The organism is Adlercreutzia mucosicola DSM 19490 (assembly GCF_000422625.1).
Classification (GTDB): domain Bacteria; phylum Actinomycetota; class Coriobacteriia; order Coriobacteriales; family Eggerthellaceae; genus Adlercreutzia; species Adlercreutzia mucosicola.
In genome coordinates this window covers 95,715-119,126 of the sequence record NZ_AUGK01000006.1, presented here as the reverse complement: position 1 = coordinate 119,126, position 23,412 = coordinate 95,715, and the positions used below count along the sequence as shown (strand labels likewise).

At 61.9% G+C, this 23,412-nt stretch carries 23 protein-coding genes; 14 read left to right on the top strand and 9 right to left on the bottom strand.

Features of this window, described 5'->3' with window-relative positions:
• The first annotated feature begins 58 nt into the window (after window positions 1–58).
• On the top strand, window positions 59–991 hold the full coding sequence (locus tag G503_RS0104650) for a Ppx/GppA phosphatase family protein (protein ID WP_028026661.1): 933 nt from the start codon (window positions 59–61) through the stop codon (window positions 989–991).
• A gap of 13 nt (window positions 992–1,004) precedes the next feature.
• Here the strand turns inward: G503_RS0104650 and G503_RS0104645 are convergent, their stop codons facing one another.
• A complete protein-coding gene (locus tag G503_RS0104645; RefSeq protein ID WP_051190923.1) occupies window positions 1,005–1,697 on the bottom strand; it encodes a hypothetical protein in 693 nt (230 codons plus the stop codon).
• A 217-nt stretch (window positions 1,698–1,914) separates the two neighbouring features.
• Between G503_RS0104645 and thrH the strand changes: the two genes are divergently transcribed.
• The 4 genes from thrH (at window position 1,915) to G503_RS0104625 (ending at window position 5,928) form a co-directional block, all read left to right on the top strand.
• A complete protein-coding gene (gene thrH / locus G503_RS0104640) occupies window positions 1,915–2,514 on the top strand; it encodes a bifunctional phosphoserine phosphatase/homoserine phosphotransferase ThrH (protein ID WP_028026659.1) in 600 nt (199 codons plus the stop codon).
• A 122-nt stretch (window positions 2,515–2,636) separates the two neighbouring features.
• Window positions 2,637–4,634 carry an elongator complex protein 3 gene (locus G503_RS0104635; protein ID WP_235715491.1) on the top strand — a complete coding sequence of 666 codons (1,998 nt, stop codon included), beginning with the start codon at window positions 2,637–2,639 and terminating at the stop codon, window positions 4,632–4,634.
• The gene (locus G503_RS0104630; protein ID WP_051190922.1) at window positions 4,631–5,431 is read left to right on the top strand and encodes a class I SAM-dependent methyltransferase; all 801 of its coding nucleotides are present in this window, start codon (window positions 4,631–4,633) and stop codon (window positions 5,429–5,431) included. The genes G503_RS0104635 and G503_RS0104630 overlap by 4 nt, the downstream gene beginning before the upstream one ends.
• Before the next feature lie 146 nt (window positions 5,432–5,577).
• Window positions 5,578–5,928 carry a nitrous oxide-stimulated promoter family protein gene (locus G503_RS0104625; protein WP_028026656.1) on the top strand — a complete coding sequence of 117 codons (351 nt, stop codon included), beginning with the start codon at window positions 5,578–5,580 and terminating at the stop codon, window positions 5,926–5,928.
• A gap of 95 nt (window positions 5,929–6,023) precedes the next feature.
• Here G503_RS0104625 and G503_RS0104620 read toward each other — a convergent pair whose 3' ends face one another.
• Window positions 6,024–6,461: a low molecular weight protein-tyrosine-phosphatase gene (locus G503_RS0104620; protein WP_257483003.1), complete on the bottom strand. Its 438-nt coding sequence runs from the start codon at window positions 6,459–6,461 to the stop codon at window positions 6,024–6,026.
• A 311-nt stretch (window positions 6,462–6,772) separates the two neighbouring features.
• On the opposite strand from G503_RS0104620, the gene G503_RS0104615 reads away from it, so the two are divergent.
• Together G503_RS0104615 and G503_RS0104610 are read left to right on the top strand one after the other, a co-directional pair.
• A complete protein-coding gene (locus G503_RS0104615) occupies window positions 6,773–7,927 on the top strand; it encodes a tyrosine-type recombinase/integrase (protein WP_028026654.1) in 1,155 nt (384 codons plus the stop codon).
• The gene (locus tag G503_RS0104610) at window positions 7,911–8,489 is read left to right on the top strand and encodes a hypothetical protein (RefSeq protein ID WP_028026653.1); all 579 of its coding nucleotides are present in this window, start codon (window positions 7,911–7,913) and stop codon (window positions 8,487–8,489) included. Before G503_RS0104615 ends, G503_RS0104610 begins: the two co-directional genes overlap by 17 nt.
• A 518-nt stretch (window positions 8,490–9,007) precedes the next feature.
• Here the strand turns inward: G503_RS0104610 and G503_RS16315 are convergent.
• From G503_RS16315 to G503_RS16310, 4 genes are all read right to left on the bottom strand, one after another.
• Window positions 9,008–9,310: a hypothetical protein gene (locus G503_RS16315; RefSeq protein ID WP_156891927.1), complete on the bottom strand. Its 303-nt coding sequence runs from the start codon at window positions 9,308–9,310 to the stop codon at window positions 9,008–9,010.
• Between the two features lie 64 nt (window positions 9,311–9,374).
• Complete coding sequence (locus G503_RS0104600; protein ID WP_156891926.1) at window positions 9,375–9,572, bottom strand: hypothetical protein; 198 nt, start codon at window positions 9,570–9,572, stop codon at window positions 9,375–9,377.
• Window positions 9,573–9,664: 92 nt separating this feature from the next.
• Complete coding sequence (locus tag G503_RS0104595) at window positions 9,665–9,973, bottom strand: hypothetical protein (RefSeq protein WP_028026651.1); 309 nt, start codon at window positions 9,971–9,973, stop codon at window positions 9,665–9,667.
• 227 nt (window positions 9,974–10,200) lie between these two features.
• Window positions 10,201–10,356: a hypothetical protein gene (locus tag G503_RS16310; protein ID WP_156891925.1), complete on the bottom strand. Its 156-nt coding sequence runs from the start codon at window positions 10,354–10,356 to the stop codon at window positions 10,201–10,203.
• A 283-nt stretch (window positions 10,357–10,639) separates the two neighbouring features.
• Between G503_RS16310 and G503_RS0104585 the strand changes: the two genes are divergently transcribed.
• Window positions 10,640–11,251 carry a recombinase family protein gene (locus tag G503_RS0104585; RefSeq protein ID WP_028026650.1) on the top strand — a complete coding sequence of 204 codons (612 nt, stop codon included), beginning with the start codon at window positions 10,640–10,642 and terminating at the stop codon, window positions 11,249–11,251.
• A 319-nt stretch (window positions 11,252–11,570) separates the two neighbouring features.
• A complete protein-coding gene (locus G503_RS0104580) occupies window positions 11,571–11,969 on the top strand; it encodes a hypothetical protein (RefSeq protein WP_028026649.1) in 399 nt (132 codons plus the stop codon).
• 156 nt (window positions 11,970–12,125) lie between these two features.
• Here G503_RS0104580 and G503_RS0104575 read toward each other — a convergent pair whose 3' ends face one another.
• Entirely contained in the window at window positions 12,126–12,809 is a 684-nt protein-coding gene (locus G503_RS0104575) for a hypothetical protein (protein ID WP_028026648.1), read from the bottom strand.
• 430 nt (window positions 12,810–13,239) lie between these two features.
• On the opposite strand from G503_RS0104575, the gene ettA reads away from it, so the two are divergent.
• The 5 genes from ettA (at window position 13,240) to G503_RS0104550 (ending at window position 18,343) form a co-directional block, all read left to right on the top strand.
• Window positions 13,240–14,919, top strand: coding sequence for an energy-dependent translational throttle protein EttA (gene ettA / locus G503_RS0104570; protein ID WP_028026647.1), 1,680 nt, complete (start codon window positions 13,240–13,242; stop codon window positions 14,917–14,919).
• A gap of 159 nt (window positions 14,920–15,078) precedes the next feature.
• Window positions 15,079–15,651 (top strand): RNA polymerase sigma factor, encoded by a 573-nt coding sequence (locus tag G503_RS0104565; protein ID WP_035021750.1) that lies wholly within the window; start codon window positions 15,079–15,081, stop codon window positions 15,649–15,651.
• Window positions 15,644–16,726: a hypothetical protein gene (locus G503_RS0104560; RefSeq protein WP_028026645.1), complete on the top strand. Its 1,083-nt coding sequence runs from the start codon at window positions 15,644–15,646 to the stop codon at window positions 16,724–16,726. Before G503_RS0104565 ends, G503_RS0104560 begins: the two co-directional genes overlap by 8 nt.
• A gap of 277 nt (window positions 16,727–17,003) precedes the next feature.
• Window positions 17,004–17,573, top strand: coding sequence for a transcriptional regulator (locus G503_RS0104555; protein ID WP_028026644.1), 570 nt, complete (start codon window positions 17,004–17,006; stop codon window positions 17,571–17,573).
• 5 nt (window positions 17,574–17,578) lie between these two features.
• Window positions 17,579–18,343, top strand: a complete 765-nt coding sequence (locus G503_RS0104550; protein WP_028026643.1) for a zeta toxin family protein — start codon at window positions 17,579–17,581, stop codon at window positions 18,341–18,343.
• Window positions 18,344–18,467: 124 nt separating this feature from the next.
• Here G503_RS0104550 and G503_RS15535 read toward each other — a convergent pair whose 3' ends face one another.
• Both G503_RS15535 and G503_RS15530 read right to left on the bottom strand, forming a co-directional pair.
• Window positions 18,468–19,958: a 4Fe-4S dicluster domain-containing protein gene (locus G503_RS15535; RefSeq protein WP_051190921.1), complete on the bottom strand. Its 1,491-nt coding sequence runs from the start codon at window positions 19,956–19,958 to the stop codon at window positions 18,468–18,470.
• A complete protein-coding gene (locus G503_RS15530; protein WP_084636277.1) occupies window positions 19,955–23,359 on the bottom strand; it encodes a molybdopterin-dependent oxidoreductase in 3,405 nt (1,134 codons plus the stop codon). Before G503_RS15530 ends, G503_RS15535 begins: the two co-directional genes overlap by 4 nt.
• Between the last annotated feature and the right edge of the window lie 53 nt (window positions 23,360–23,412).

The window sequence follows — 23,412 nt, the reverse complement described above, 5'->3', positions numbered from 1 at the left end:
GCATGGCCCCGCATGGCCCCGCGACGACAACGATAACGACCAGCGAAAGGATCTGCCCATGGCCCGCTTCGGCGTGATCGACCTCGGTTCTAACTCAGTGCGCCTCGTCATCTACGAGGTGAAGCGCCGCGGAGAGGGCACCAAGCCCTTCCGCGCCCTGGTGGACGAGAAGAAGATGGCGGGCCTGGCCGCCTACGTGAGCGACGGTGTGTTCGGCGACGCCGGCATCCGCCGCGCCACCGCCGTGCTGGAAGAGCACCTGAAGATCGCCCGCAACCTCGACTGCGACCGCGTGGACATCTTCGCCACGGCCGTCTTGCGCAACTGCACCAACACCAAAGAGGCCGTAGCGGCTATCGAGCAGGCCATCCACACCCCGGTGCGCGTGCTGAGCGCCGCCGAGGAGGCGCATCTGGGCTGGGCCGGCGCCTCCATCGCCCAGCCCCTGGAAGCCGGCACCCTGATCGACATCGGCGGCGGCTCCACCGAGCTGACGGCCTTGAGCGGCGAGGGCAGGCCGCGGCACCATCACGGCACGGGCATCAGCCTGCCCCAGGGCAGCGTGTCGTCCTATGCTCAGTTCGTGAGCCTGGTGCTGCCCGAGCCGGCGGAATGCCGCGCCATCGCCGACGCCGTGCACGGCCATCTGTCGGCGGTGGACGATCTGGCGGCCTACCGGGCGCCGCAACTCTACGGCATCGGGGGCTCGGTGCGGGCCATCGCGAAGATGCAGGCCCAGGCCCTGGAGCTGCCCGCCAAGCCGCCCGTGGTGCAGCGCGCGGCCGTCGACGGGCTGTTCGATCGGCTAGAACATGACCGGTCCGCCTTCGCCCACAGCGCCGTGAAGGCCTGCCCCGACCGCGTGCACACCCTGGTGCCGGGCATGGTGATCGCCCGCACCGTGATGGAGGTGCTGGGCGCCGATACCATCACCGTCTGCAAGTACGGCATCCGCGAGGGCTACCTGATGGAGCGCATGCTGGAGAAGTAGGGTGCTTCTCTTCCTAGGCCGGCTGCTGCCCGTGAGCCAGGCGGCGCGCCTTCTCCATGACGGCACGCTCTAGCTGGCGGATGTCGGGGGGCGTCCAGGTGACGGCATCGGCGCCGGCGGCCACCGTAGCCTCGATGGAGGCGTCGGTGGGACCGCCCGTGGCGATGATGGGCAGCTCGGGGTAGCGCCCGCGCAGGGCGGCCACCACTTCGGCCGTGCGCGCCCCGGCGGCCACGTTCACCATGGTCACCCCGGCCTCGATCTGGCTTTGGGCCACCTCGTCGGCGGCGCACACCGTGACCACCACGGGCACCGTCACGCGCTCGACCAGGCCCTTCAGCGTATCCAGCGGAATGGAGGTGTTCACCACCACGGCGGCCACGCCCTGCATCTCGGAATGGAGCGCCACCTCGACGCAGCGCTCCCCCTGGGTGATGGAGCCGCCCACGCCGCAGAGCACCGGGCGCTGAGACGCCGACACCAGCGCCTGGGTGATGGCCGGCTGGCAGGTGAAGGGGTACACCGCCAGCACCGCGTCGGCGTTGCAGTGGCAGATAACGGCCAGGTCGGTCGAGAACACGAGCGAGCGGATGCGCCGCCCCTGCATGGCGATGCCCGGAGCCTTCGCCACCTCCGCCGGTACCGCGAGCACCTTCTCGGACTCCCTCACCCCTTGGGTGTAGGGGGCCTCGATCACCTTGACCACATCCGCCTCCTTTCGCCATGCGGTTCGCGCCGTAATGCCGCCCCAGTATACGACAGCGGGCGGCCGCCCTGCGCCGCGCAAACGAATACCATAGACCATCGGCCGCGCCCGGAGCGCCGCCTTCCCCCTTCGTTACCGACCCGTCTGCATGGCTGCGGTACGCTGCGGGGGTAGCAATGGGCGCGCGCTGCGCGCGGCGAGACGAAGGAGCTGTTCCATGAACGTCGTATGCCTCGATCTGGAAGGCGTGTTGGTCCCCGAAATCTGGATCGCGTTCGCCGAGGAAGCCGGCATCCCCGAGCTGAAGCGCACCACCCGCGACGAGCCCGATTACGACAAGCTGATGCAGTGGCGCCTGGGCATCCTCGCCGAGCACGGCCTGGGACTGCCCGACGTGCAGGCTGTTATCGCGAAGATCGACCCCATGGAAGGGGCCCGCGCGTTCCTGGACGAGCTGCGCAGCATTGCCCAGGTGATCATCATCTCCGACACCTTCGAGCAGTTCGCCCGTCCGCTCATGGAGAAGCTGGGCTGGCCCACTCTGTTCTGCAACGAGCTGGTGGTGGACGCCGACGGCACCATCACCGACTTCAAGATGCGCTGCCCCGAAAGCAAGCTGACCACCGTGCGCGCGCTGCATTCCTGCGGCATTCAGACCATCGCCGCCGGCGACTCCCACAACGACCTGGGCATGATCCTGAACTCGAAGGCGGGCTTCTTGTTCCGCTCCACCGATGCCATTAAGGCCGAGTATCCCGATCTGCCGGCCCTGGAAACCTACGACGAGCTGATGGCCGCCGTGAAGGCCGCCCTGTAGCGGAGGGAGGCGCCGCCCGCACCGGGCCCCGCCGCATTGCCCTAAGCCCCTTGCGTCTGGAAGAGATTCCGTGCAAGGGGCTTTTCTTTTTCCCTATAATGTCACCCATGGAAGAAGCGCTTTTGGACATACTGGCCGGCCTGCGCGCCGGCGAGGCGGGCGGCGACGGGACCGACGCCGCGGCCGATGCCGTATGGCTGGACAAGCTGGTGCGCCGGCACAACCGCGCCGCCCACGACGGCACGCGGCGGGTGGCCAAGCGGCGGCTGCTGCCGTTCTACCTGCACGTGAGGGCCGACGAGCCCGAGCGCTGGGCGGCGTGGAACATCAGCGCGGCCGAGGACGCGGCCCTTGTGCGGCTGCTGCAGGCCAAGCCGCGGCGCACGGCCTCGGGGGTGGCCACCATCACGGTGCTCACCAAGCCGTGGCCCTGCTCGGGGCGCTGCGTGTTCTGCCCCAGCGACATCCGCATGCCGAAGAGCTACCTGGCCGACGAGCCCGCCTGCCAGCGGGCCGAGCGCTGCTGGTTCGACCCCTATCTGCAGGTGGCCGCACGTTTGCGGACCCTCACCGACATGGGACACGTGACCGACAAAGTGGAGCTCATCGTGCTCGGGGGCACCTGGAGCGACTACCCCGAGCCCTATCAGCGCTGGTTTGTCGGCGAGCTGTTCCGCGCGCTGAACGCCGGCGACGAGGAGCGAACGGCCGAGGCGGAGGCGCGGCGGGGCCGCTACGAGCGCGCCGGCGTATCCCGCGAGCGCGACGAGCGGGCGGCCGCCACCGCCGAGGTGCAGGCCCGCATCGACGGGGGCGCGCTGAGCTACAACGAGGCGTGGAGCCTGGTGTATGGGGAAGGGGCGCGGGATGCGGCGGCTGCGGGCAGCGGGCAGAATGCGGCGACCGCGGGGCTGCGGGGGCCGGATGCCGCAGGCCGTGCGGAAGCGGAGGTGCCGGAAGTGGAGCCGGGCGCAGCCGATCCCGCGGCAGTCGCTTTCCCGGACACATCCTGGGACGACATCGCGGCCCTGCACGCGGCCAACGAGTCGGCGCCCAAGCGCGTGGTGGGCCTGGTGGTGGAAACCCGTCCCGACCTGGTCACCACCGCCAGCTGCCGTACCCTGCGCGCCCTGGGCTGCACCAAGGTGCAGATCGGCATCCAAAGCCTGGACGACCGCATCCTGGCCGCCAACGGCCGCGCCATCACCGCCGCGCGCATCGGGGAGGCCCTGGGGCTGCTGCGCCTGTTCGGTTTCAAGAGCCACGTGCACTTCATGGTGAACTTGCTGGGGGCCGATCCCGCGGGCGACGTGGCCGACTATCGACGCCTCGTGACCGAGGCCGCCTTTTTGCCCGACGAGGTGAAGCTGTACCCCTGCTGCCTGGTGGCCTCATCAGCGCTCACCGACCATTTCGCCGACGGAAGCTGGCGCCCCTATACCGAGGACGAACTGATCGGCGTGCTGGCCGCCGACGTGCGAGCCACACCGCCCTACACCCGCATCTCCCGCATGATCCGCGACATTTCCGCCACCGACATCCTGGTGGGCAACAAGAAGACGAACCTGCGCCAGCTGGTGGAGGCCCATCTGAGCGCCGCCAATGCCCCCGTGGCCGAGATTCGCCAGCGCGAGATTTCCGTCGATGGCGCCGACGTGGGCGCCCTTACCCTGGAGACCATCGCCTATGCCACGATGGTCAGCGAGGAGCGCTTCCTGCAATGGGTCACGCCCACGGGGAAGATCGCGGGATTTTTGCGCCTGTCGCTGCCGACGGCGGCGGCCGTGGAGGCCCTGGGCATTGCCGACGCGGGCTCAGCAGAAGCCGCCCCGGGCGCAGCGGGCGCCGATGGGTGCGCCCAGGCCCCCGCCTTCCCCGCCAGAGGCGAGGCCATGATCCGCGAGGTGCACGTATACGGAAAGGTGGCGGCCCTCGGCGAGACGAGCGAGGGCACCCAGCACCTGGGACTGGGGCGCCAGCTCGTGGAAGAAGCCTGCGCCCAGGCCGCGGCGGCCGGCTACGCCGCCGTCAACGTTATCAGCGCCGTGGGCACCCGAGCCTACTACCGCCGTCTCGGCTTCAAAGACGCCGGCCTCTATCAGAAGCGGAGCCTCGCGTGAGGCCCGCAGCGACGGGCGCGCCGCCCATCGGCAGTCCCTACGACATCGCCACCCTTCGCCAACTGAACGCCCTCACCTCGCAGTTCTACGAGCGCGAGGCAGCCTCCTTCTCCGCCACACGCCAAGCGCCGTGGCGCGGATGGAACCGGGCGCTGGACATCATCGCCCAGACCGATGGCACTTTCGGGCGGCATCCCCTCGCGGTGCTCGATCTCGCTTGCGGCAACCTGCGCTTCGAGCGCTTCCTCGCCGAACATCGCGTCCCCATTGCCTCGGTTGTGGCCATAGACAACTGCCCGGCCCTGCTGGATGCGCCCGACTCCGCCGTCGCCTTCCGCTCGTGCGACCTGATCGAAGCCCTGATCGCTGATGATTTCCGCGCCGACCTCCCCCGCGCAACCTGCGATCTGTCCGCCGCCTTCGGCTTCATGCACCACGTGGCCGCCTTCCCCCTGCGCATCCACGTATTGGAAGGCCTGCTGGGCTCCCTGCGGCCGGGCGGTTTCGCTGTCGTGTCGTTCTGGCAGTTTCTGCACGACGACCGCATCGCCGCCAAGGCCGCTGAGACCACGGCCGCAGGACGGCGCGCCTGGCGCCTGCCGCCCCTCGCGTCCTGCGATTACCTGCTCGGCTGGCAGCACGCCGAAGGGGTCTACCGCTTCTGCCATCACACCACCGACGAGGAGATCGACCGCCTTATGGCCGCCGTTGCCCTCCCCTTCCGAGAAGTAGCCCGCTTCAGCGCCGACGGCAAGCACGGTAACCTCAACCGCTACCTCGTCCTGCAACGCCCCTAGCCCGCGCACCGTCCCGCCCCCCGTAGGGGCGGGCTTCAGGCGGCCCCGCAGTCGCGAAGCGCCCGCCACACCAGCAGCACCCGCAATCATCGTGGACTTCGGCGGCCCTCTTCCCGTCAGCGGCGACCTTCTGCTAAGGTGGCCCCATGGCACGAACACCCGACACCCCCGCCGTGGCGAAACGCCGCGCCCGCGAGCAGCGCACCATCTCCCAGATGGTGGCGCTCTACTGCGCCGACCACCACCCCGACGAGCGCACCGAGCGCGCCCATTGCGGCGAGCCGGTCTGCCCCGACTGCAAGGCCATCGACGACTATTGCGTCAAGCGCACCGAGCGCTGCCGTTCCATGGAGCACAAAACCAACTGCGAGGAGTGCGGCAACCACTGCTACGCCCCGGCCCAGCGCGACCGTATCCGCGCCATCATGCGCCACGCCGGCCCCCGGATGATGCTTCACCACCCCGTAGCCGCCCTCCGCCATATGCTGAAGAGGTAGCACTGGAGCCATTCTCCGAAGGCAACCTCACAAGCGGTTCTCCCAAACCTCTCCTCGTGCTCTCTGCGCACTTCGGCGCAGATGCTTCAAGCGCCCTATATTCCTAGGTACCGCAAAAGCCCCGTGCAGCCGTCGCAGACATCTTCGTAGGTGGTGTCGAAGTCGCCCGTGTACCACGGGTCGGCCACGTCACGGGCGCTGCCGGCGAATTCCATCATCTTGTGCAGCTTGCCCTCAGGGTCTCCGCCGAGCATACGGCCCATGTTGCGCATGTTCGCTTCATCCATGCCGATGATCAGGTCGAACGCGTCGTAGTCGGCCCGACGCAGCTGACGCGCCCGCTTCTTTTCGAAGCCGCCGATGCCGTGGCGGCGCAACTCCCCCACCGTTCCCGGATGAACGGGGTTGCCGATCTCCTCGGTGCTCGTAGCCGCCGACTCGATTTCGAACCCATCGGCCAGCTCACGGCGAGCCACCATGTCTTTCAGCACGAACTCCGCCATCGTCGACCGGCAGATATTCCCATGGCACACAAACAGAATGCGAATCAACGCGCACCTCCCTTAGTCGCGGTTTTCTTCCAGTATCCTACAGCCTTCGTGGCACAAGCGCAGTGCTTCTGGGAAAATACCGTCAACAACAGACCCTTGCCGCATCTTGAGTGCGGCGCCCGACGGAACAGGAGCACTATGGCGGAATTCATCTACCAAATGTTTCTTTTGTAAAACTCCTGTTCAGATGATTATATATTTCTCATTTTTAGAAAACACCAGATAAAAACCTGACACATATTCTGACACTCTACGTGTTACTATTGACCTAAGACACGATTGAGAGGGTCACTATGTTCTATACAAGCGCCACGATAAGCCGGATGAAGGACAGAAAAGGCAAACCATGGCGCGGCACCCTCTTCTACAAAGACCCCGAAACCAATAAATATAAGCAGAAGCGCAAGATACTTGGAAAATTTCACTACAAGCGCGATGCCGAACTGGCACTTCAAGCATGGCGAGAGGAAGAAGAACGTAAGGCAACTTTCGCCGACACAAGCCAATCAACCTCGGCCTTTATCCGCAGTCACCTTGCGGAACAACAGGCTATCGGGAAAATTAGCGCCGTCACTTACGACAATTCAATTCGCCTATTGGAAAAGAGCATTGCGCCCTATATCGGGGCAATCGACCTTAACGACCTTACCCCGGCCATTATCCAGGAGTGGGTAAATCAACTTGCCACGAAATACAAGCCGTCATCCGTGCGCACCATCTTTGCCATTCTTTCTAAAACCTGCAAGGGAGCCTATAAAAAAGACCTCATCCCCAAAGACCCTTCCAAGGCCGTAGAGCTTCCAAAAATACGGCGGCAAGCAATAAACTATCTCTCCAATGAAGGTCAGCGCAAATTCCTTGCCTACATGAAGCCCCATAGCACTTTCTACCTCGCGTCAATGATTGCGCTGTATTCCGGAATGAGAGCCGGTGAAATCTGTGCCCTTAGATGGAAGGACGTAAACTTGGCAATGGGTATTATTTACATTAGACACGCCGCAAGCGAAATTAAAGAAAACGGCTCATCAACCATCGCTATCGGAAATCCAAAGGCAGAAAGCATTAGGAATGTCCCCCTAATGCCCCAGTTAAAGGAAATTCTGGTCGCCCAGAAGAAGGAGGTTAAACCCCAGCATGATGACTTCATCGTGGAGCAGCGCAATCCGCGTTTGCTTTGTACCAGCTTCCTAAAGTGGTCGCAGCGTCACAACGTCATTGGAGAAGGAGGAAAAGCCATAAGTATGCATGGCCTAAGGCACACCTTCGCCACACGCGCCGTTCAGAGCGGGATGGACATCAAGTCTCTCCAATCCATCCTCGGGCACGCCAGCGCCTCTATGACCTTAGATGTATATGCTTCTAGCGACGCTATGGCCACCAAGGTCAATATGGACAAACTCGCACAATACATGAAGGGAGTTGAAGAGACCGATGATATGGGATTCTGACCGCTTTCGCCCCGCCTACCCATTGCCGTCCTGGGACGAATACGACGAATGGCTTGTTGATTCGCTCCACCAGCTTCAAGAGAGGCTATTCGACGAGCGCGGCAGGCTGTTCCCAAGGTATTTCTGCTCGGCCTTTGCCATGGCTTATAAAATTCTGGTGGCCGCTTATAAGCAAGACCAGCAGGAGCATATCTCCTATGAAAATTTCAACCGCTCAGTCTATGAGGAGATACGGCGGCTATTGGAATACCCTGAAGAGCACATCATTGAGACTGAAGTTTCATTTGAGCTGTTCGATCATTATTTTCCCCAAGAGCCGAACCTTGCCCAAGTGCAGCATTACGCTGAGATAGCCCTGCTTTGCTGTGTCTATGACCCTAGCGACGATGATTTTATCGAGAGCGTCACAACCGGCGCTCTGTGGGATAGGGATTTCGTTATCGAGGAACTTATGGTCAAGATCAGAACCCTTCTCTTGGAAGACAAATCGCCAAAAGCGGAAAAGTTTCAAAATCTCGTAGCAGAATGCGCCCTGTATCGAGATTTCATACACTGCTTTTAACCCCGTCGGGGGGCGGTTTTGGCCGTTTGCCACAGCAAAAAGGCTGCTTGGGTCATCCCCCGACAGAGTTCCCCTCCAAGGTCGCTTCTGAAGCACCGTAATCGAAGTTGCCGCTTTATCCCACCTGAAAAGAACCTCATTCGCTGAATTGGAGGGTGCTCGCAGATCGTCCAATGATCATTCGTTGTAACCGTTATAATGACCTGCGGCGCTAGCGAGCCTGTAGCGGGCGGTGCTTCTGTAAGGAGGTAACGCCTATGCTGGAAAGAATCATCTTTGTAATTGCGGCCCTGGCTACAATCGGGGCGTTCGTCTTGGACGTTTTGAAGCATTTCAGAGATAGGAAGTAAGGCAGAAGTGAGCAGGTGACGCGAGCAACAAGGTAAAAAGAAGGGCTGTAGCTGGAACTACAACCCTTTCCTAAACCGCGCCGCCCGTAGACCGTTAACACACGAACGGGCTTTGCTAGCGCCGTCATTATAGCATTCGTTAGCGGATAACGCCAGCTTCCGAGATCGCTAGAGCGGTATTGTTACTTGAGCCGTCTTGCAGCCCTCGAAAAGTAATCGCAGGGCGGCTTCTCCTCTTTTGTCACTCCGAAGCGTTTCCTTTAGCAGGAATTCGCTCAATTCAACATTGTTCATTCTTCCATAAAGCCCCTTTTTCACATCCTCTTGGAACTCCCTGTGGAGCCAATCTATCTGCCTGCTATGCGCCCCGCCAGTGCGTGTAAAGTCAAGGAATCCGTCTAGCACCGTTGCGGCAAATCGTCGCGTGCGAATACCTCCACCGTTCATTAAATAGCCCATAGCGTCGCCCATAACAAATCATTTGGCCATCGCCGCATTGTGGGTGCCTCTATTTGAATCCCAACCCAACGCCCATTTATTTTGAAGCATTTTTTAATCTGTCCAAAGTTCTTTTGCGGTCAAACTCCATTCCGATCGTCCTTTTTCCCAGTATCCCCCTCTTCCCGCCACTCTCCAACATCATAGCAATGCCAAACTTAGCGGAAACACGCCCTTTCGCCTCTTCCAGAATTTCACGAGCATCGCCAATCTCTACCGCTTCAATCAAATTCATAATTATTAGCTCCCCTATCTCCTTGCTTAGATCGTCGCCGGCCACCTCCTACAAAAGGAGGACGTATCCGCTATTCCCTTAACCGAAATCGTCTACCGCACGATCTGAACCAGGGGAATAGCGAGAGCGTATGCCGAAGCATTCTCTGCCGGCTCTCTGTCCCAAAGCCCAGAACGGGCATCAACGCCACAGCTCCACCTTGTATCTTGGGGCAAGGATTTACGCATCCCCTCTATCACCCTGTCCTTCACGAGAACCCCGGTCGCAAGCTCTTCTCGCTTCAATTTCTCGTACATATCAAAGGGGAACTCAATCGTCACCTTAAAGAATTCCTCCCCTTTTCGATTCTTTCTATATGCATTTTTGCTCCTCAGCTCGTCCACTGTATTTACTCTCTTCATATCTATTCCTTTCCTAACTCGTCTTCGTCCAGACCAAATGCTTCCAAGTAATCCTCTCAGGTCATCTCGCTCCCAAGCGAAGAAGGCGTAGCGCCTTCCGCCTTCTCAAAAAGTATGCTGAAGAATTCATCTGTGCTCATCGTTTCGGTTTTTCTGTTTCTGTCCATTTGCTCATACACAGAAGCCTTGAAACGAGGGTTAAAAAGCAAGCCGCCACCGTATCTATTTCAATTCTCAATCGATTTCTTTTTTAGTGCGGTATCGACGAACTCCCAGGTTATATTGCCATCCATGCTGAACAAATCCTCGATGGCGACAATCAGTTTTTTCCGGGCATTTGGATTCATTTCGAGCAACAGTTCCTTGGCGCTCTTCTCGAACAACACCTCTCTTACCGGGTCATAAATCGTTTTTCTCTCCTTTCCCCATAAACTAAACTAACCATGCTTTCCTTTATTCCTTTCTTTTCTCGATTTTTCTTTCCATTACTTTTTGAAAATTGAAACGTTTCCCTCATTCGGATTTGCCCAAAAATTTTCCAATCTGAAAAGTCTAATAAACATTTGATTATTTGACCTATTAATGAAGACTGCGTTTTCCCTGACCGACAAGTCTAATAATATGGTCTAATAATTAAAGGCAGAACTCAGAACGATTGGAGTCAGAGTGAGCGTCTATAAAGTGGGCTATCAGCGCAAGAGCACCGATAAGAGCACTCAGAAATTTGACCGGCAAACCGACCAACTCAATGAGGCCGGTTGCCAACAGATCTATACCGACACCATTAGCGGCAAATCCAGCAGCAAGCCGCAGCAGCTTCGAATGATTGCCGATCTTGAAAAGCGCATCGAACACAATAAGGCACAGGGCATCGAGGAAACCTTGATTGTGGTTGTCGTGTCAATCGACCGCCTGGGCCGCAGCACAAAACAAGTCATCACTTTTGTTGAAAAACTTGAGTCTCTTGGAGTTGGCCTCACTTCTATCAAAGAAGGATTCCAGGCATTCACTCCCCAAGGCAAATTCTTCCTCACCATTGTAAGTGCTTTCGCGGAACTCGAAGCAGAGATGTGCTCAGAGCGTGTGAAAGACGGCCTGAAATCTGCTAAGCGTCGGGGCAAGAAGCTCGGTCGCCCCTTCAAAGACAGCGAGAAAATGGATACGGCCATACGGATGTGGCAGAGCGGAGATTTCTCCATAGCGGAAATCTGCGCCTCCGTCCCCTGCTCCAAACAAACCCTCTACAACGAAATTGGCCGTCGAGGCATCCGGAGGTAGAGGGCGAGGCCGTCACAAGGCCCTTTACCCTCACTACATGAGTCTACAAAGCTATATAAGGTCATACAAGCACGTATAAGGTCATATAAGCACGTATAAGGCCATGCAAGTCCCGTGTGTCTGCTGGGCGTTTTGTCATCAGCTTCATTCACAGAACATACACAAAATGATAACTGCCCTTTTAACTGGGAAAATGCTTTCTTCAATTTCGCTTTAGCATATTTATATGGTCGCTGTAAACAAACATGCCTTAAGACAGCGAATAAACAGCAAATTATTATGGAGACACAAGGTCAAGCGAAGACGAAAGGAAAAGAACATGACTACCAAGACCTACTCCATCGACAACAACAACCGTATCATCAAGGGCGATTTCGCAAAGATGAGTGAAGCAGATCGCGAAGTAGTGCAAGGCCTTGTCGCTCTTGGCTACAAGTTTGAGCACAAGGCAACTCGAAATGGCGCAAAGCGCAAGCGTTCCTATTACCGGAACAATCTGGTTAAGGAAGACCTTGCGATCTTCGCGTTGTTGGAGGACAAGAAAAACGGGGGTTCTTACGGCAAAGCCGCCAGCTTCGGCACCACCATCATCAAACTTGGGAAGTTCGCAGACAAGCATCCCGACAAGAAAGACGCATTGGACAAATACCGCAAGCTCATCCAGGAGGATGCAATGAAAGCCCGCCTGTATGCCCAGCAAGTTCTTTCCGCCGCATAAGATGACACCTCGTCACAAATACAGGGAAGCCCCAGATTGGGGCTTCCTTTTTCTGCTCATATTATAGTTTGACCACATGAGTGGCATTCTATCTGCGCTTCCCACCGATGTACCGAATTTCCATATCGGCATCCAGAAAGCTAGGCTCCGAGAAAGCTACTGGTTTGCGAGTTCGTTGACCATATCCAGCGGGGTGTCAACAAACCGAATATCGGCAATGTTGAAGTCGGCGTTGTAATCGTCCCAATTCAAGTGGGCAGATTGACCCTGTTCAATATCAGCGTTGTTCACATCGAACCACAGCACCGCCTTGTACACGTCGCCCGAACCCCCGAGAAGTTCTTTGTTGTCAATGCCATCGCCATAGCCCAAATCCTCCAATTGGGCGCTGTAGTCTCGCATATCGGCGTTGAGTGCCCAATTGTCCCCATACTCGTTAATCCCGTCAATATTCAGCTTTACGCCAGATATGATGGTTCCCCCGACGTTTTGCCCAATTGCAACCCTCTTATTCTCGCGCTCATCGGCTTTGATGCTCGCGATGACAAACAGGCTTTTCTTGCCGCGCTCGGCCTCACCTGCCAGCATATTTGCCTTAACCTCGTCATAGTCACCCGCGAGTTCGGAGGGTTCGTATGTTCCAGTGCCGACACAATAGACCGCTTCGATGGTTAGCGGATTGTCCTCTGGTGCACCCTCTTGATCTGCGCTGTTTTCAGCCGAGGCCTCGGAGGACGAGCTTTGGCCCGACACCCCCTTGGCAATCCCGCAGCCCGCAAGGGCAAACGCCAAGGATGCGACGAGCGCAAGCGAGCAAACCTTCAAAAACCAGTTCTTCATTTCTTCTCCTTCCAGTTGCGGACAGCACGCCCTTTCTACCGCACGTTGCACGAAATTAGTTGCGCAACAAACGGCAGGGACAATATTTCGACCATGGAAGAGGCTCTATGAGAAGGAGAGTATCCACCACAGTCACCACAACTGTTCGGAACGCTCGCAAATGCGAACCACCAGAAGAAAGGCGGATACCCTCCTTAACAGTGGTTCCTATAAAGTTGTAAGCGTTCCAACAGGAACAGTTGTGGTGAGGTCATTCTACCATTAGCCTTCTCATCTTCCCTCTTGGATTGCTTGACTTATATAATTGGGCGGTCAGCGCATTGTTCCCAGAGTTGGCGCAGAAACTTTTGAAAAATTCTGACACAAATGGCTGACATATCGATAAAACACTAGTTCTAAATTACCTCGTAAGAAAGGTGGAAACTAGAATATGGCAGAATTCATCTACCAAATGTATCAGGCCCGCAAGGCCGTGGGCGACAAGGTCATCTTGGATGACGTCACCCTGTCCTTCTACCCTGGCGCGAAGATCGGCGTCGTGGGTCCCAACGGCATGGGCAAGTCTACCCTGCTGAAGGTGATGGCGGGGCTGGAAGAGGTGTCCAACGGCGACGCACGCCTGTCCCCAGGCTACACCGTGGGCATCCTGCAGCAGGAGCCGCCGCTGGATGAGGACAAGACCGTCCTGGAGAACATCCAGATGGCCTTCGCCGATGTGCTGGCCAAGGTGGCCCGCTTCAACGAGATCGGCGAGGAGATGGCCGCACCGGACGCTGACTTCGACGCGCTCATGGAGGAGATGGGCCGCCTGCAGGACGAGATCGATGCCGCCAACGGGTGGGACCTGGATTCCCAGCTCTCCCAGGCCATGGACGCGCTGCAATGCCCCGACCCCGACGCGCCCGTAACCATCCTCTCGGGCGGCGAGCGCCGTCGCGTGGCCCTGTGCCGCTTGCTGCTGGAGGCCCCCGACCTGCTGCTTTTGGACGAGCCCACCAACCACCTGGACGCCGAGAGCGTGCTGTGGCTCGAGCAGTTCCTGAAGACCTACCCGGGTGCTGTGCTGGCCGTCACTCACGACCGCTACTTCCTCGACCACGTGGCCGAGTGGATCTGCGAGGTGGACCGCGGGCAGCTGTTCCCCTATAAGGGCAACTACTCCACCTACCTGGAGACCAAGGCCGCCCGCATCGCCGCCCAGGGCCAGGCCCAGGCAAAGCTCGCCAAGCGCATGGAGCGCGAGTTGGAGTGGGTGCGCTCGTCCCCGAAGGCGCGCCAAGCCAAGTCGAAGGCCCGTCTGGCGAACTACGACGCCATGGTGGCCGAGGCCGGCAAGGCGAAGAAGCTCGACTTCGCGGAGATTCAGATCCCCGTGGGCCCGCGCCTGGGTTCCAAGGTGCTCGTGGCGAAGAACCTGCACAAGGAGTTCGACGGCCGCGTGCTCATCGACGACCTGTCCTTCGAGCTGCCTCGCAACGGCATCGTGGGCGTGATCGGCCCCAACGGCGTGGGCAAGACCACCCTGTTCAAGACCATCGTGGGCTTAGAGCCCCTCACGAGCGGAGAGCTGGAGCTCGGCGAGACCGTGAAGATCTCCTACGTGGACCAGAACCGCGCCGGCATCGACCCGGACACGAAGCTGTGGGAAGTGGTGTCGGGCGGCACCGATTACATGATGGTCGGCGAGACCGAGATTCCCTCCCGCGCCTATGTGGCCGCCTTCGGCTTCAAGGGCGCCGACCAGCAGAAGCCCGCGGGCGTGCTGTCGGGCGGCGAGCGCAACCGCCTGAATCTGGCCCTCACCCTGAAGGAAGGCGGCAACCTGCTGCTTCTGGACGAGCCCACCAACGACCTGGATGTGGAGACGCTCTCTAGCTTGGAGGCGGCCCTGCTCGACTTCCCCGGCTGCTCGGTGGTGGTCAGCCATGATCGTATGTTCCTCGACCGCATCGCCACCCACATCCTGGCCTGGGAGGGCGACGACGAGAACCCCGGTCGCTGGCATTTCTTCGAGGGCAACTTCGAGAGTTACCAGGCCGACCGCGAGGCGCGCCTGGGCAAAGAGGCCGCTAAGCCCCACCGCCTGCACCGCAAGCTGACCCGCGATTAAGCGGCGAACGACAAACGGCACCTACCTTTGGAAGCGGCCCTGCGGGGCCGCTTTTCGTCATGGGGCACTTCGCGCGGCCCTTCGGGAATCTTGTCGAAATTTTCTCCAAAGCCGTGACATTTCCCCTTCCCCATTCGTATAGAGGGCGAGGAGGTAAGCATGCGAGCACCCTTGAAACCGCAATCTCAGTTGGACTTTGCCGAACAGGCCCTGCGCACGTGGGGCGATACGGTCTTCCGCGTCGCCCTCGGCCAGACCGGTTCGCGCGCCGACGCCGAGGACATCTGCCAGGACGTCTTCCTGCGTCTGCTGAACGCGCAAACGGCCTTCGAAAGCGACGAGCACGTGAAGGCGTGGCTGATTCGCGTCGCCATTAACGCCAGCCGCGACCTCCAGCGACGCCAGACGCGACAAGCGACCGACTCGCTGGAAGACCATCGCGCCGAAGCAGAGCAGAAGCTGGCGCAAACCGGCGACGGCCCGGCAGGCGGGGAAGATGACGGCGAACTCTGGCAGCTCGTGCGCGCCCTTCCCGCCGAGCAACGCACGGCTATCGAGCTGTTCTACGGAGAGGACTGCACCACCGACGAGGTAGCGGACCTCTGCGGTTGCTCGCCCGGGGCCGTGCGCATGCGCTTGCACCGCGCTCGCGGGACCCTGCGCGCGCTGCTGGCCCGCGAGGCCTCATCCAACGAGTCCGCCAACCCCCACGGAAAGGAGCACCATGGCTGATACACCCCAGCATTCCGAAATCAACGAGGGCAGCGCGCCCGAAGTCGATGCCGTTATCGAGCGCTATCAGGCGGCCCTCAAGACCGCGACGCTTTCCGACGAGGCACGCGAGCGTATTCTGATGAGTTTGCGCCAAGAAAGCGTGGCGCAAGAGGCGAGCACCCGAAGACGCCTGGACGAGAAGGCCGCATCGACGCACACGCACGCGGCGCGCCCAGCCTTCACCCTGCGTCGCCTGCGGCAGCCCCTCGCCGTGGCCGCGGCAACGGCAGCCGTTGTCGTACTAGCCGGAGGGGCGGGGCTCTTCTCCGCCCTAACCCCTGCTGTCGAGGAACCGCTCGCAACCGCAACCACGCCGGCAAGCGACCATCAGGACGGGGGCAACTTCTTCACGCTGAAAGCCTGGGCCGACGAGGCCCCCGCCGACAACGAGGCAATCGCTCGCGAGCCTGTGGCCGTAAACTGGCTGCATCCCCAGTATTGGGACAATAACTACGACCCCGAGGCTCCGGCTGTCAGCGGACCGACCGTTGCCACGGGCATCGCGCGCACGACCTTCCACTTCGATGCGCTCTGCGAGGGCGAGAACCTCGCAGCGGTCACCTGGGAAATAGACGGTCCCGACGCGTGGTTCTCCTTCAACGGAGAGGATGCAACCGAGGGCGAGGCCGATGCCCTGACTAAAAGCTTCACGATCGACTACCGCGATGACGCCGCCTGTGCCGCTGCTGAGGGACGCTACCTGAATGTGATCGCCCCCTTAAGCGATGACCTGCGCCAGGCCGCCGAGCGCTTGGAATCCGATCCGGCCCGTTACTGGAACGAGCTCGTGCCCGCAGGCTATGCCGAGGCGGCCCGCGCGCTCGATGGCGCCACGCTGACGCTGACCGCCACCTTCGAGGACGGATCGACGCAGGCCAAGACATACCGTGTCGGCGTGGTCGACAATCTGGAAGAGCGCTGCCAGGAAGCCGCGCGCGTCGTGACCGCGCAGTGGGAGGAAAACGCCGGGAAGGTGAGCGACCCCGCATCCGTGCCGTCGCCGTTCACCCTGACCCTCGTCAGCGCCTCCTAACCGTTTCGCTGCCCTCGTTCTATCGTTGAGGCGCCTCCGCACGGGGGCGCCTTTTTCGTGGGCATTGGCAGATTGCCCCTGGAAACCCGCCAACAGGCAAAGCGCGCCGGTGCCCTTTCGCCCACCTGTCTTCTCGGTGCGTTTTGTTTACTCAATTATATATCATATGATAGTAATTATTGCCTCCTTTTTCACTATTATGATAAATTTCTTGACCCTATATCCATCTTTTAATGATATTATGATTCCATTAAGTCACTCTTTTGAGAGGAATATCATGATCGATGACATCACCCCGGAATCTATCAAGAGCATTCGCAAACGCTACGGTCTCTCGCAGCAAGCCTTCGCCCGCCTGCTCGGCATCGGCGAGGCCAGCATGGCCCGCTACGAGGGAGGTGCAGTGCCTTCAAAGGCCAATGCCAACCTCATTCGTGCGGCCACTATCCCCGAATTCATGGCCAGCTGCCTCGAGCGCGACGGCCAGACCCTCAGCCCCAAGCAGCGCTCGGCGGTAGAGCAGATCGTCTATGCAGAAGTAACCTTTGACGAGGAAGGAGACATCATGGACATGACCGACATCTACGAGATCACCCTCCAGCAGGAAGTGCTGAACGAAACAGCATGGGATATCATGGCGCAAGTATCCCGAGCCCGACAAAAGGCCCGCGATTGCGGCGATGATGCCCTCGCCCTTGTTTACGATGACATCGAATTGCAGATCGCGAAACTCGTGCCCTTCATCCTGTCTAACGAAAGCGCGAACGTTGTCGCCCTCGGCGAAATCAGAGGACAGCTCTCCGGCTTCCAAAAACTTGTGGAAACGCAACTTGCGAAGGCGGCGTAACCACGATGTCCCTTGAGCACTTCACCGAGGAAGAGTTCTATGATGCCCACACTGTCATTCTGAGGCGCCTTTTATCGGGTAATCGCCCGCTGCTCAACGATAGCCCCCAGGCCTTTCTTCTCGGCGGTCAAAGCGGAGCGGGAAAGACCACCCTGCACAAAGTGCTTCGCGAGCACTTCGGGGGGAACGTCATCAGCATCATCGGCGATGACTACCGCAAAGATCACCCGCGCTTCTCCGAACTGCATCGCCGCTACGCAGACGAAGCCGTCAATTACACGGCACCGTGGGCCGGCCGTATGACCGAAGCCCTTATCGAGTCGTTGTCCGCCATTGGCTACAACCTCATTATCGAGGGAACCCTGCGCACAGCAGAAGTTCCCCTCGAGACAGCCGATCTTCTACGCGAGCGAGGCTACGACGTGTCCTTGGCGCTCATGGCCGTCAAGCCAGAAATTTCACTGATAAGCTGTCAGATACGTTACGAGGAAATGCGCATCCTGGGCACCACACCCCGCGCCACCGACCCGGCGCATCACAGCAAAATCGTCGATCAAATCGTCAGCAACCTGACCACCCTGGAAGACAGCGGCATCTTCGAGAGCATCTTCCTTTACAACCGCGTACAAGAACAGCTCTTCCCTCGGGAAAACGTCGAGAGCAGCGCCAGCGAAACGCTCAGAGACACATTGTTCGGGCCATGGACTCCCGACGAACAGCGGCACTACCGGCAATTGAAGCAAAAACTCACTAAGCTGAGGACGCGGTAAACCGCCCAGCACGGGCACAGCAGAGCGCACTCGCCGTGAGGTTGACTCTCTCTATCCCACGGCGAGCAGGACGGCAATCGCCGGCACCTTCCCGCCCTGCTCCGCCCGACTCATGCGAGCCCCGCTAGGCCTGGCCGTCAGCGGAATCGATCGCGTCGGCCTTATCGGCGTCGGCCTTATCGGCATCGGCGCCAGTCGCCCGTGCAGGCGCGGCCCCATCAGACGCGTCGGCCTCGGCCGGCCCATCGCCCTTGGTGTTTCCGGTCGGCTCGACCCCCTCGCCAGCATCATCGCCTTCCGGGGTGTTTTCTCCATCTGCCTCTGCCACAGCGGCCCGACTTTCGACCTTTGCGGCATGATGGGCCAGAATATCGGCTTTCAGCAGGCGCTGGAACTCTTCGAGGTCGTACAGCTCGCCCGTGTCCTCCTTGTCGTTGGCCGCCAGTTCAGGAACGTCATCGAGATCATCGGCGCCCTCGGCGCTCTCGAAGCCCTCGAAGCCCTCGTCGCACTCAAAATCCCCTTCACCCAGTCCGTCCTCGTCGGCAGCGAACGCCACGGGAATGAGCTGCAGGCCCTCGCCGCGGGCAGCGGCCGCAGCCGCAGCGGCCGCCGCTGGGGTGGCCGCCGTACGCGCCCGCATTGCCTCGCGCTTGCGCAGAGCCGCTTCCAGAGCGCTGCTCGCGGCAGCCTCATCGGTCACCGCCTCAGCCGTCGCCGCCCCGACCGGCGCCATGCCCTCAGCGGCCATCGCATCATCGTCGGTCTCAGCGCCAGTCACGCCGCCGTAGGCGTTCACCGGTACGCGCATGGCCTCCGAGCGCTCGCGGCGCGCCCTGTTCGCCTCCACGGCCAGGGCCACCGCCGCTCCTGCCGCACCTGCGCCCAGCACGCCCAGAGACACCGGCCCGGCCATCTTGGCCCCGGCGATCCAGGGAATACCCTCGGTGGTGGCGAAGGGCTCGTTCGCATTCCCCTCCACCCCGTATTTCAGCACCTGCACGACGAAATGGCCGCCCTGCTCGCTCTCGCCGAGCACGCTCGCGCGATCATAGCCGCGATCGCGCAGCACCGCCGCCCGATCGTGGGCCGCGGCCACCATCTCGTCGCGGTTTCCGAACATCAGAGCATCGGTGGGGCACACGGCGACGCAAGCGGGCTTTTCGCCGTTGCCCACGCGATCGGGGCAGCCGTCGCACAGACAGACGGCCCCGCGCTCATCGGCGCTGCGGGGCGCCGCCACGGGACACACCATGGCGCAGAGGCCGCAGCTCACACAGCGCTCGGCCACCGGACCCGTCAAACCGGCCACCTCGTCGAGCACGAGCGAGCCCGTAGGGCACACCTGAGCGCAAGGCGCCTCGGCACAGCGCACGCAGCCCTTCCGCGCCACTTCCCAGACCATTCCCTGGCCGGACGCCTCGCGCTCGGTCAGGGTTATCACCAACGGCGAGAGGCCGTCCAGATCGGCCGCGCGCTGATAGGCGTCGGCCACGGCCCCGTTGCCCTCCACGGTGCCCCAAGGCAGCCCCGCGCGCTCCTTGCACGCCTGGGCACAGGCCCCGCAGGCCGTGCAGCGACTTGCATCGAACAGAATCGCCTTATCGCTCATCATGCCACCTCGGCCTTCTCAACGTTCACGAGGAACCCCTTCGCCTCGAAGCCGCCACCCGCCGCCGAGGCTACCCCAGGCGCCAGAGGCGCCCAGCTGCGGCCCACCACCGGTGCCACGGCGCCCTCGGCCTCGTCGTCGGCCACCTCGATGCCGTTCAGCATCACGTAGTGGACCTCGTTACCCTCGCAGGTGAAAGGGGCCAGACGCGTCGTCACCAGCACGGGCGCTTCCACCGCGCCGCGCTCATTGGACACGCGCGCCACATCGCCCGTTTGCAGCCCGCGAATGCGCGCCAAGGCCTCGGACACCTCCACAAAGAAGCCCGGCTCGAAAGCGCGGGCTGCCCCCGATAGGGCCCGCTGGGCCGCACCATCGGTGCGCGCGGTGTTCACCACCGCTGCAATGGGGAATGCCTCGCGATCGGCCATGACCTCGCTGTAGTCCGGCGCCAGCACCGCTTCCAGGGCCGCATCGCGCACCCCGGCTCCGCCGCTCGCCTCCGCGGAGCCGTCGCCCGCGCCGCCCTCTTCGGCAGCGCCCTCGGCGGCACCCGCATCCGCTCCTCCCGCCGTCTCGACGCCATCCCCGGCCTCGGCCTTGGCCGCCACATCATCCTCGGCACCGGTCAGCTCTCCCCCCGCGCCGCCCGCGTCTGCCGCGGACTCCACCGCGCCCAAACCGCGACGACAAGCCGCCGCCAGCAGCACCGGCGAGGCGTAGGACGTGTTCAGTCGGTTGTTGAGCGGCGATTCCAGCGGCTCATAGTGCTCGGGCAAAGGACCGTCGGCCAAGCGATCGGACCACAACAGCCCCACCTGCTCCCACACGCCGGGAAACGCACAGTTGTCCGGAGCTATCCAGCGGCCGTCGCGCAGAGCCGTGAAGTCGGCCTGGTCGGTCATGACCCACGTCTGGCCGTCCCAATACAGCAGATTGCGATCTTGCACCCAGGGCTGGCCGGCCAGATTCGTGCTCGCGCGATTGCCGCGCACGCGCACGTTACGCGGCCAGGTGAAGCCCCAGTTCGGGAACAGCCCCAAACCGCTCTCGTCGGTGGCATCGCGGCGTCCCACCGGCTGCTCGCTCGGCGACGCGGGCGCGTTGTTGTTGTTCCAGCACCCGGCAAAGGGACCCGCCGCGCAGGCGGCCGAGCCGTCGGCCCGCAGGCCCGCGGCGCCCTCCAACAGCAGCACCTTCCCCGCGTTCCAATCAGCGCCCTCAACCTGGTAGCCGTTCAGGGCCCAGGCCACGCGCACTAGATCGATACCGCTCTCGCCCTCGTAGTCCCACTTCGTGTTCAGCAACGGATCGGGGGCCACGCCGCCCTTGGTGTCGTACAAGTTGTACACGCGCCGCCACAGCTCGCCGATAAGCGCCGCTTCGCTGCGGCTTTCACCGAAGGGCTCGCAGATGGCCGGCGCGTACTGCATCAGGCGCGACGACGCCACGCGCATGCCCGCCTTCTCCATCCCGCTCGCCACGGGCAGCTGGTACACCGTGGTTCCCGGCGCAGCACCTTCATCCAGTTCGCGCCAGAACGCCGCCGTGCGCGAGGGAGCGCTGTCGGCCACCACGAGCCAGTCCAGTCCGGCCAGGTTCTCGGGCCCGAAGGCTCCCGGGGCGGCAGCCAGCAGATCGGCGCCCCACACGAAACAGCCCTTGGCCGTGCCTGCTGCCACGGTGTCGAACAGCGACGTGCCCGCCGGCATCGCAGGACGCTTCGGCAGCCAGTCGAAACCGTAGGCATTTTCGGGCGTCGCCGCCGTGCCCCACCACTCCTTCAGGGCCGGCACCACCGTCTTCGGGGTCTGGGCCGCCGTACCCGCCGGAGCCGTCACCGATTCCAGCCATGTCTGCAAAGTGGGCGTCTGCTCGCTCGGCCAGGCCACGGCCCCCGGGAAGGCCTCGGCCGCCAGGCCCAGCTGGTCGGCCGCAGCCTCGCCGGCCACCCCGCCCAGATAGTGGATGCCGCCGCCCACCACGCCGATGTTGCCCAGCAGCAGCTGAGCCACGCAAGCCGCGCGCACCGCCTGGGCGCCGGTGCCGTGCTGCACGAGACCGGGGCCCGTCAGCACCTTCGCCGCCACCTCGGGCGTGCCCGTGGCCGCCACAACCTCGTAGACCGCTTCAAGCAGATCGCGGTCCACACCGCACACCGCGCTCACCGTATCCAGGTCATAGCGGCTGTAGAAGACCTGCATCTGCATCCACACGCTGCCCTCGTACTGCAGCGTGATGTCGCGCACCGGCCGGGGCACCGAGGGGATAGTCCACACCGGCACGCCCTCGCCGCGCACCCAGGCGAACTCGCCATCGAAACGCATGTTCCACGTGTCGAAACCGTCGGTGCGATAGCCCCAGGCCCCTGCATCGTAGGTACCGGCCACGGGGCTCCAGCCAGGGAACAGACCCGCCGAGCCATCGAAGGCCGCCCCGTCGTTCACCAGGTACGACGCATTCGTGAAGTTCAGCACGTATTCCGGCTGCCAGAGGTTGTGCTCCATGATGTACTTCACCAGGCCGCCGAAAAACGCCGTATCGGTACCGGGACGCAGGGCCACGTGGGTATCGGCCATCTCGGCCGTGCGGCTGCGCAGCGGGTCCACCACAATCCAGTGCGCGCCGGCCTCGCGGGCCCGCTCGATCCAGCGCAGCGTGACCGGTTGGGACGCAGCATGGTCGGACCCCACTGTGAGGATCACCTTCGCCCGCGGCGCATCGCTCATCAGCCCGTCGGGCGCATCCACGCCGAAAGACGCCCGACAGGCCGCGGCAAAGACGCGCCGGCCGAACACCGCCTCGTTGTCCAGGTGCACCACGCCCCAACTGCGCAGAGCCTTCGCCAGCAGGTACTGCTCCTCGGCCACCAGGCGCGCGCCGCCGAAGCTGGCGATGGCCTCGGTGCGCATCACGGGCACCTCGCCCACGCGCTCCACGAAGGTCTCGTCGCGAGTCTTCTTCACAGCCGCGGCGATCTCGCCCATGGCCATGTCCCAGGAGATGTCCTCCCATCGGTCGCTGCCGGGACGGCGCACCCGCGGTGTCGCCAGGCGGAAGGGATTGGGCACCGCCTGACCGCTGCCCTCGTCGCGCACCGAACGCAAACCCAGCATCTGAAGGCCACGCGGGCACAGCTTTCCCTCGGTCAGGGGGTTGGCCGCCTCGCCGCCCACGCGCACCGGCACGTCGAAGTCGCAGTACACCACCGCCGTGCAGCCTGCCCCGCAGCCTTCGCACACCACCGTGCGCGGCTCGTTTTCACCCTCGATGGGTGCCTCGGTCGTCCCCTCGGCGTAAGCCTCTTCATCAGCCCAGGCCGCGCCCGCGCCGCTCAGCGCCGCCGCCGTGGACAGCGCCGCCACACCCGCACCTGCGAGAAACTTCCTTCGCGTCAGTTCCATATACGCTCGATCTCCTCTGTGTGCTGAATCCCCGGGAACCCCTCTTTACACCC

Coding starts and splice junctions, on each gene's coding strand:
- G503_RS0104560 (WP_028026645.1), top strand. CDS start 15,644: ATGGCTGATACACCCCAGCATTCCGAAATCAACGAGGGCAGCGCGCCC.
- G503_RS0104555 (WP_028026644.1), top strand. CDS start 17,004: ATGATCGATGACATCACCCCGGAATCTATCAAGAGCATTCGCAAACGC.
- G503_RS0104615 (WP_028026654.1), top strand. CDS start 6,773: ATGTTCTATACAAGCGCCACGATAAGCCGGATGAAGGACAGAAAAGGC.
- G503_RS0104595 (WP_028026651.1), bottom strand. CDS start 9,973: ATGAAGAGAGTAAATACAGTGGACGAGCTGAGGAGCAAAAATGCATAT.
- G503_RS15530 (WP_084636277.1), bottom strand. CDS start 23,359: ATGGAACTGACGCGAAGGAAGTTTCTCGCAGGTGCGGGTGTGGCGGCG.
- G503_RS0104625 (WP_028026656.1), top strand. CDS start 5,578: ATGGCACGAACACCCGACACCCCCGCCGTGGCGAAACGCCGCGCCCGC.
- G503_RS0104650 (WP_028026661.1), top strand. CDS start 59: ATGGCCCGCTTCGGCGTGATCGACCTCGGTTCTAACTCAGTGCGCCTC.
- G503_RS0104550 (WP_028026643.1), top strand. CDS start 17,579: ATGTCCCTTGAGCACTTCACCGAGGAAGAGTTCTATGATGCCCACACT.
- G503_RS0104600 (WP_156891926.1), bottom strand. CDS start 9,572: ATGAATTTGATTGAAGCGGTAGAGATTGGCGATGCTCGTGAAATTCTG.
- G503_RS0104575 (WP_028026648.1), bottom strand. CDS start 12,809: ATGAAGAACTGGTTTTTGAAGGTTTGCTCGCTTGCGCTCGTCGCATCC.
- ettA (WP_028026647.1), top strand. CDS start 13,240: ATGGCAGAATTCATCTACCAAATGTATCAGGCCCGCAAGGCCGTGGGC.
- G503_RS0104580 (WP_028026649.1), top strand. CDS start 11,571: ATGACTACCAAGACCTACTCCATCGACAACAACAACCGTATCATCAAG.
- G503_RS0104565 (WP_035021750.1), top strand. CDS start 15,079: ATGCGAGCACCCTTGAAACCGCAATCTCAGTTGGACTTTGCCGAACAG.
- G503_RS0104610 (WP_028026653.1), top strand. CDS start 7,911: ATGATATGGGATTCTGACCGCTTTCGCCCCGCCTACCCATTGCCGTCC.
- G503_RS16315 (WP_156891927.1), bottom strand. CDS start 9,310: ATGGGCGACGCTATGGGCTATTTAATGAACGGTGGAGGTATTCGCACG.
- G503_RS15535 (WP_051190921.1), bottom strand. CDS start 19,958: ATGATGAGCGATAAGGCGATTCTGTTCGATGCAAGTCGCTGCACGGCC.
- thrH (WP_028026659.1), top strand. CDS start 1,915: ATGAACGTCGTATGCCTCGATCTGGAAGGCGTGTTGGTCCCCGAAATC.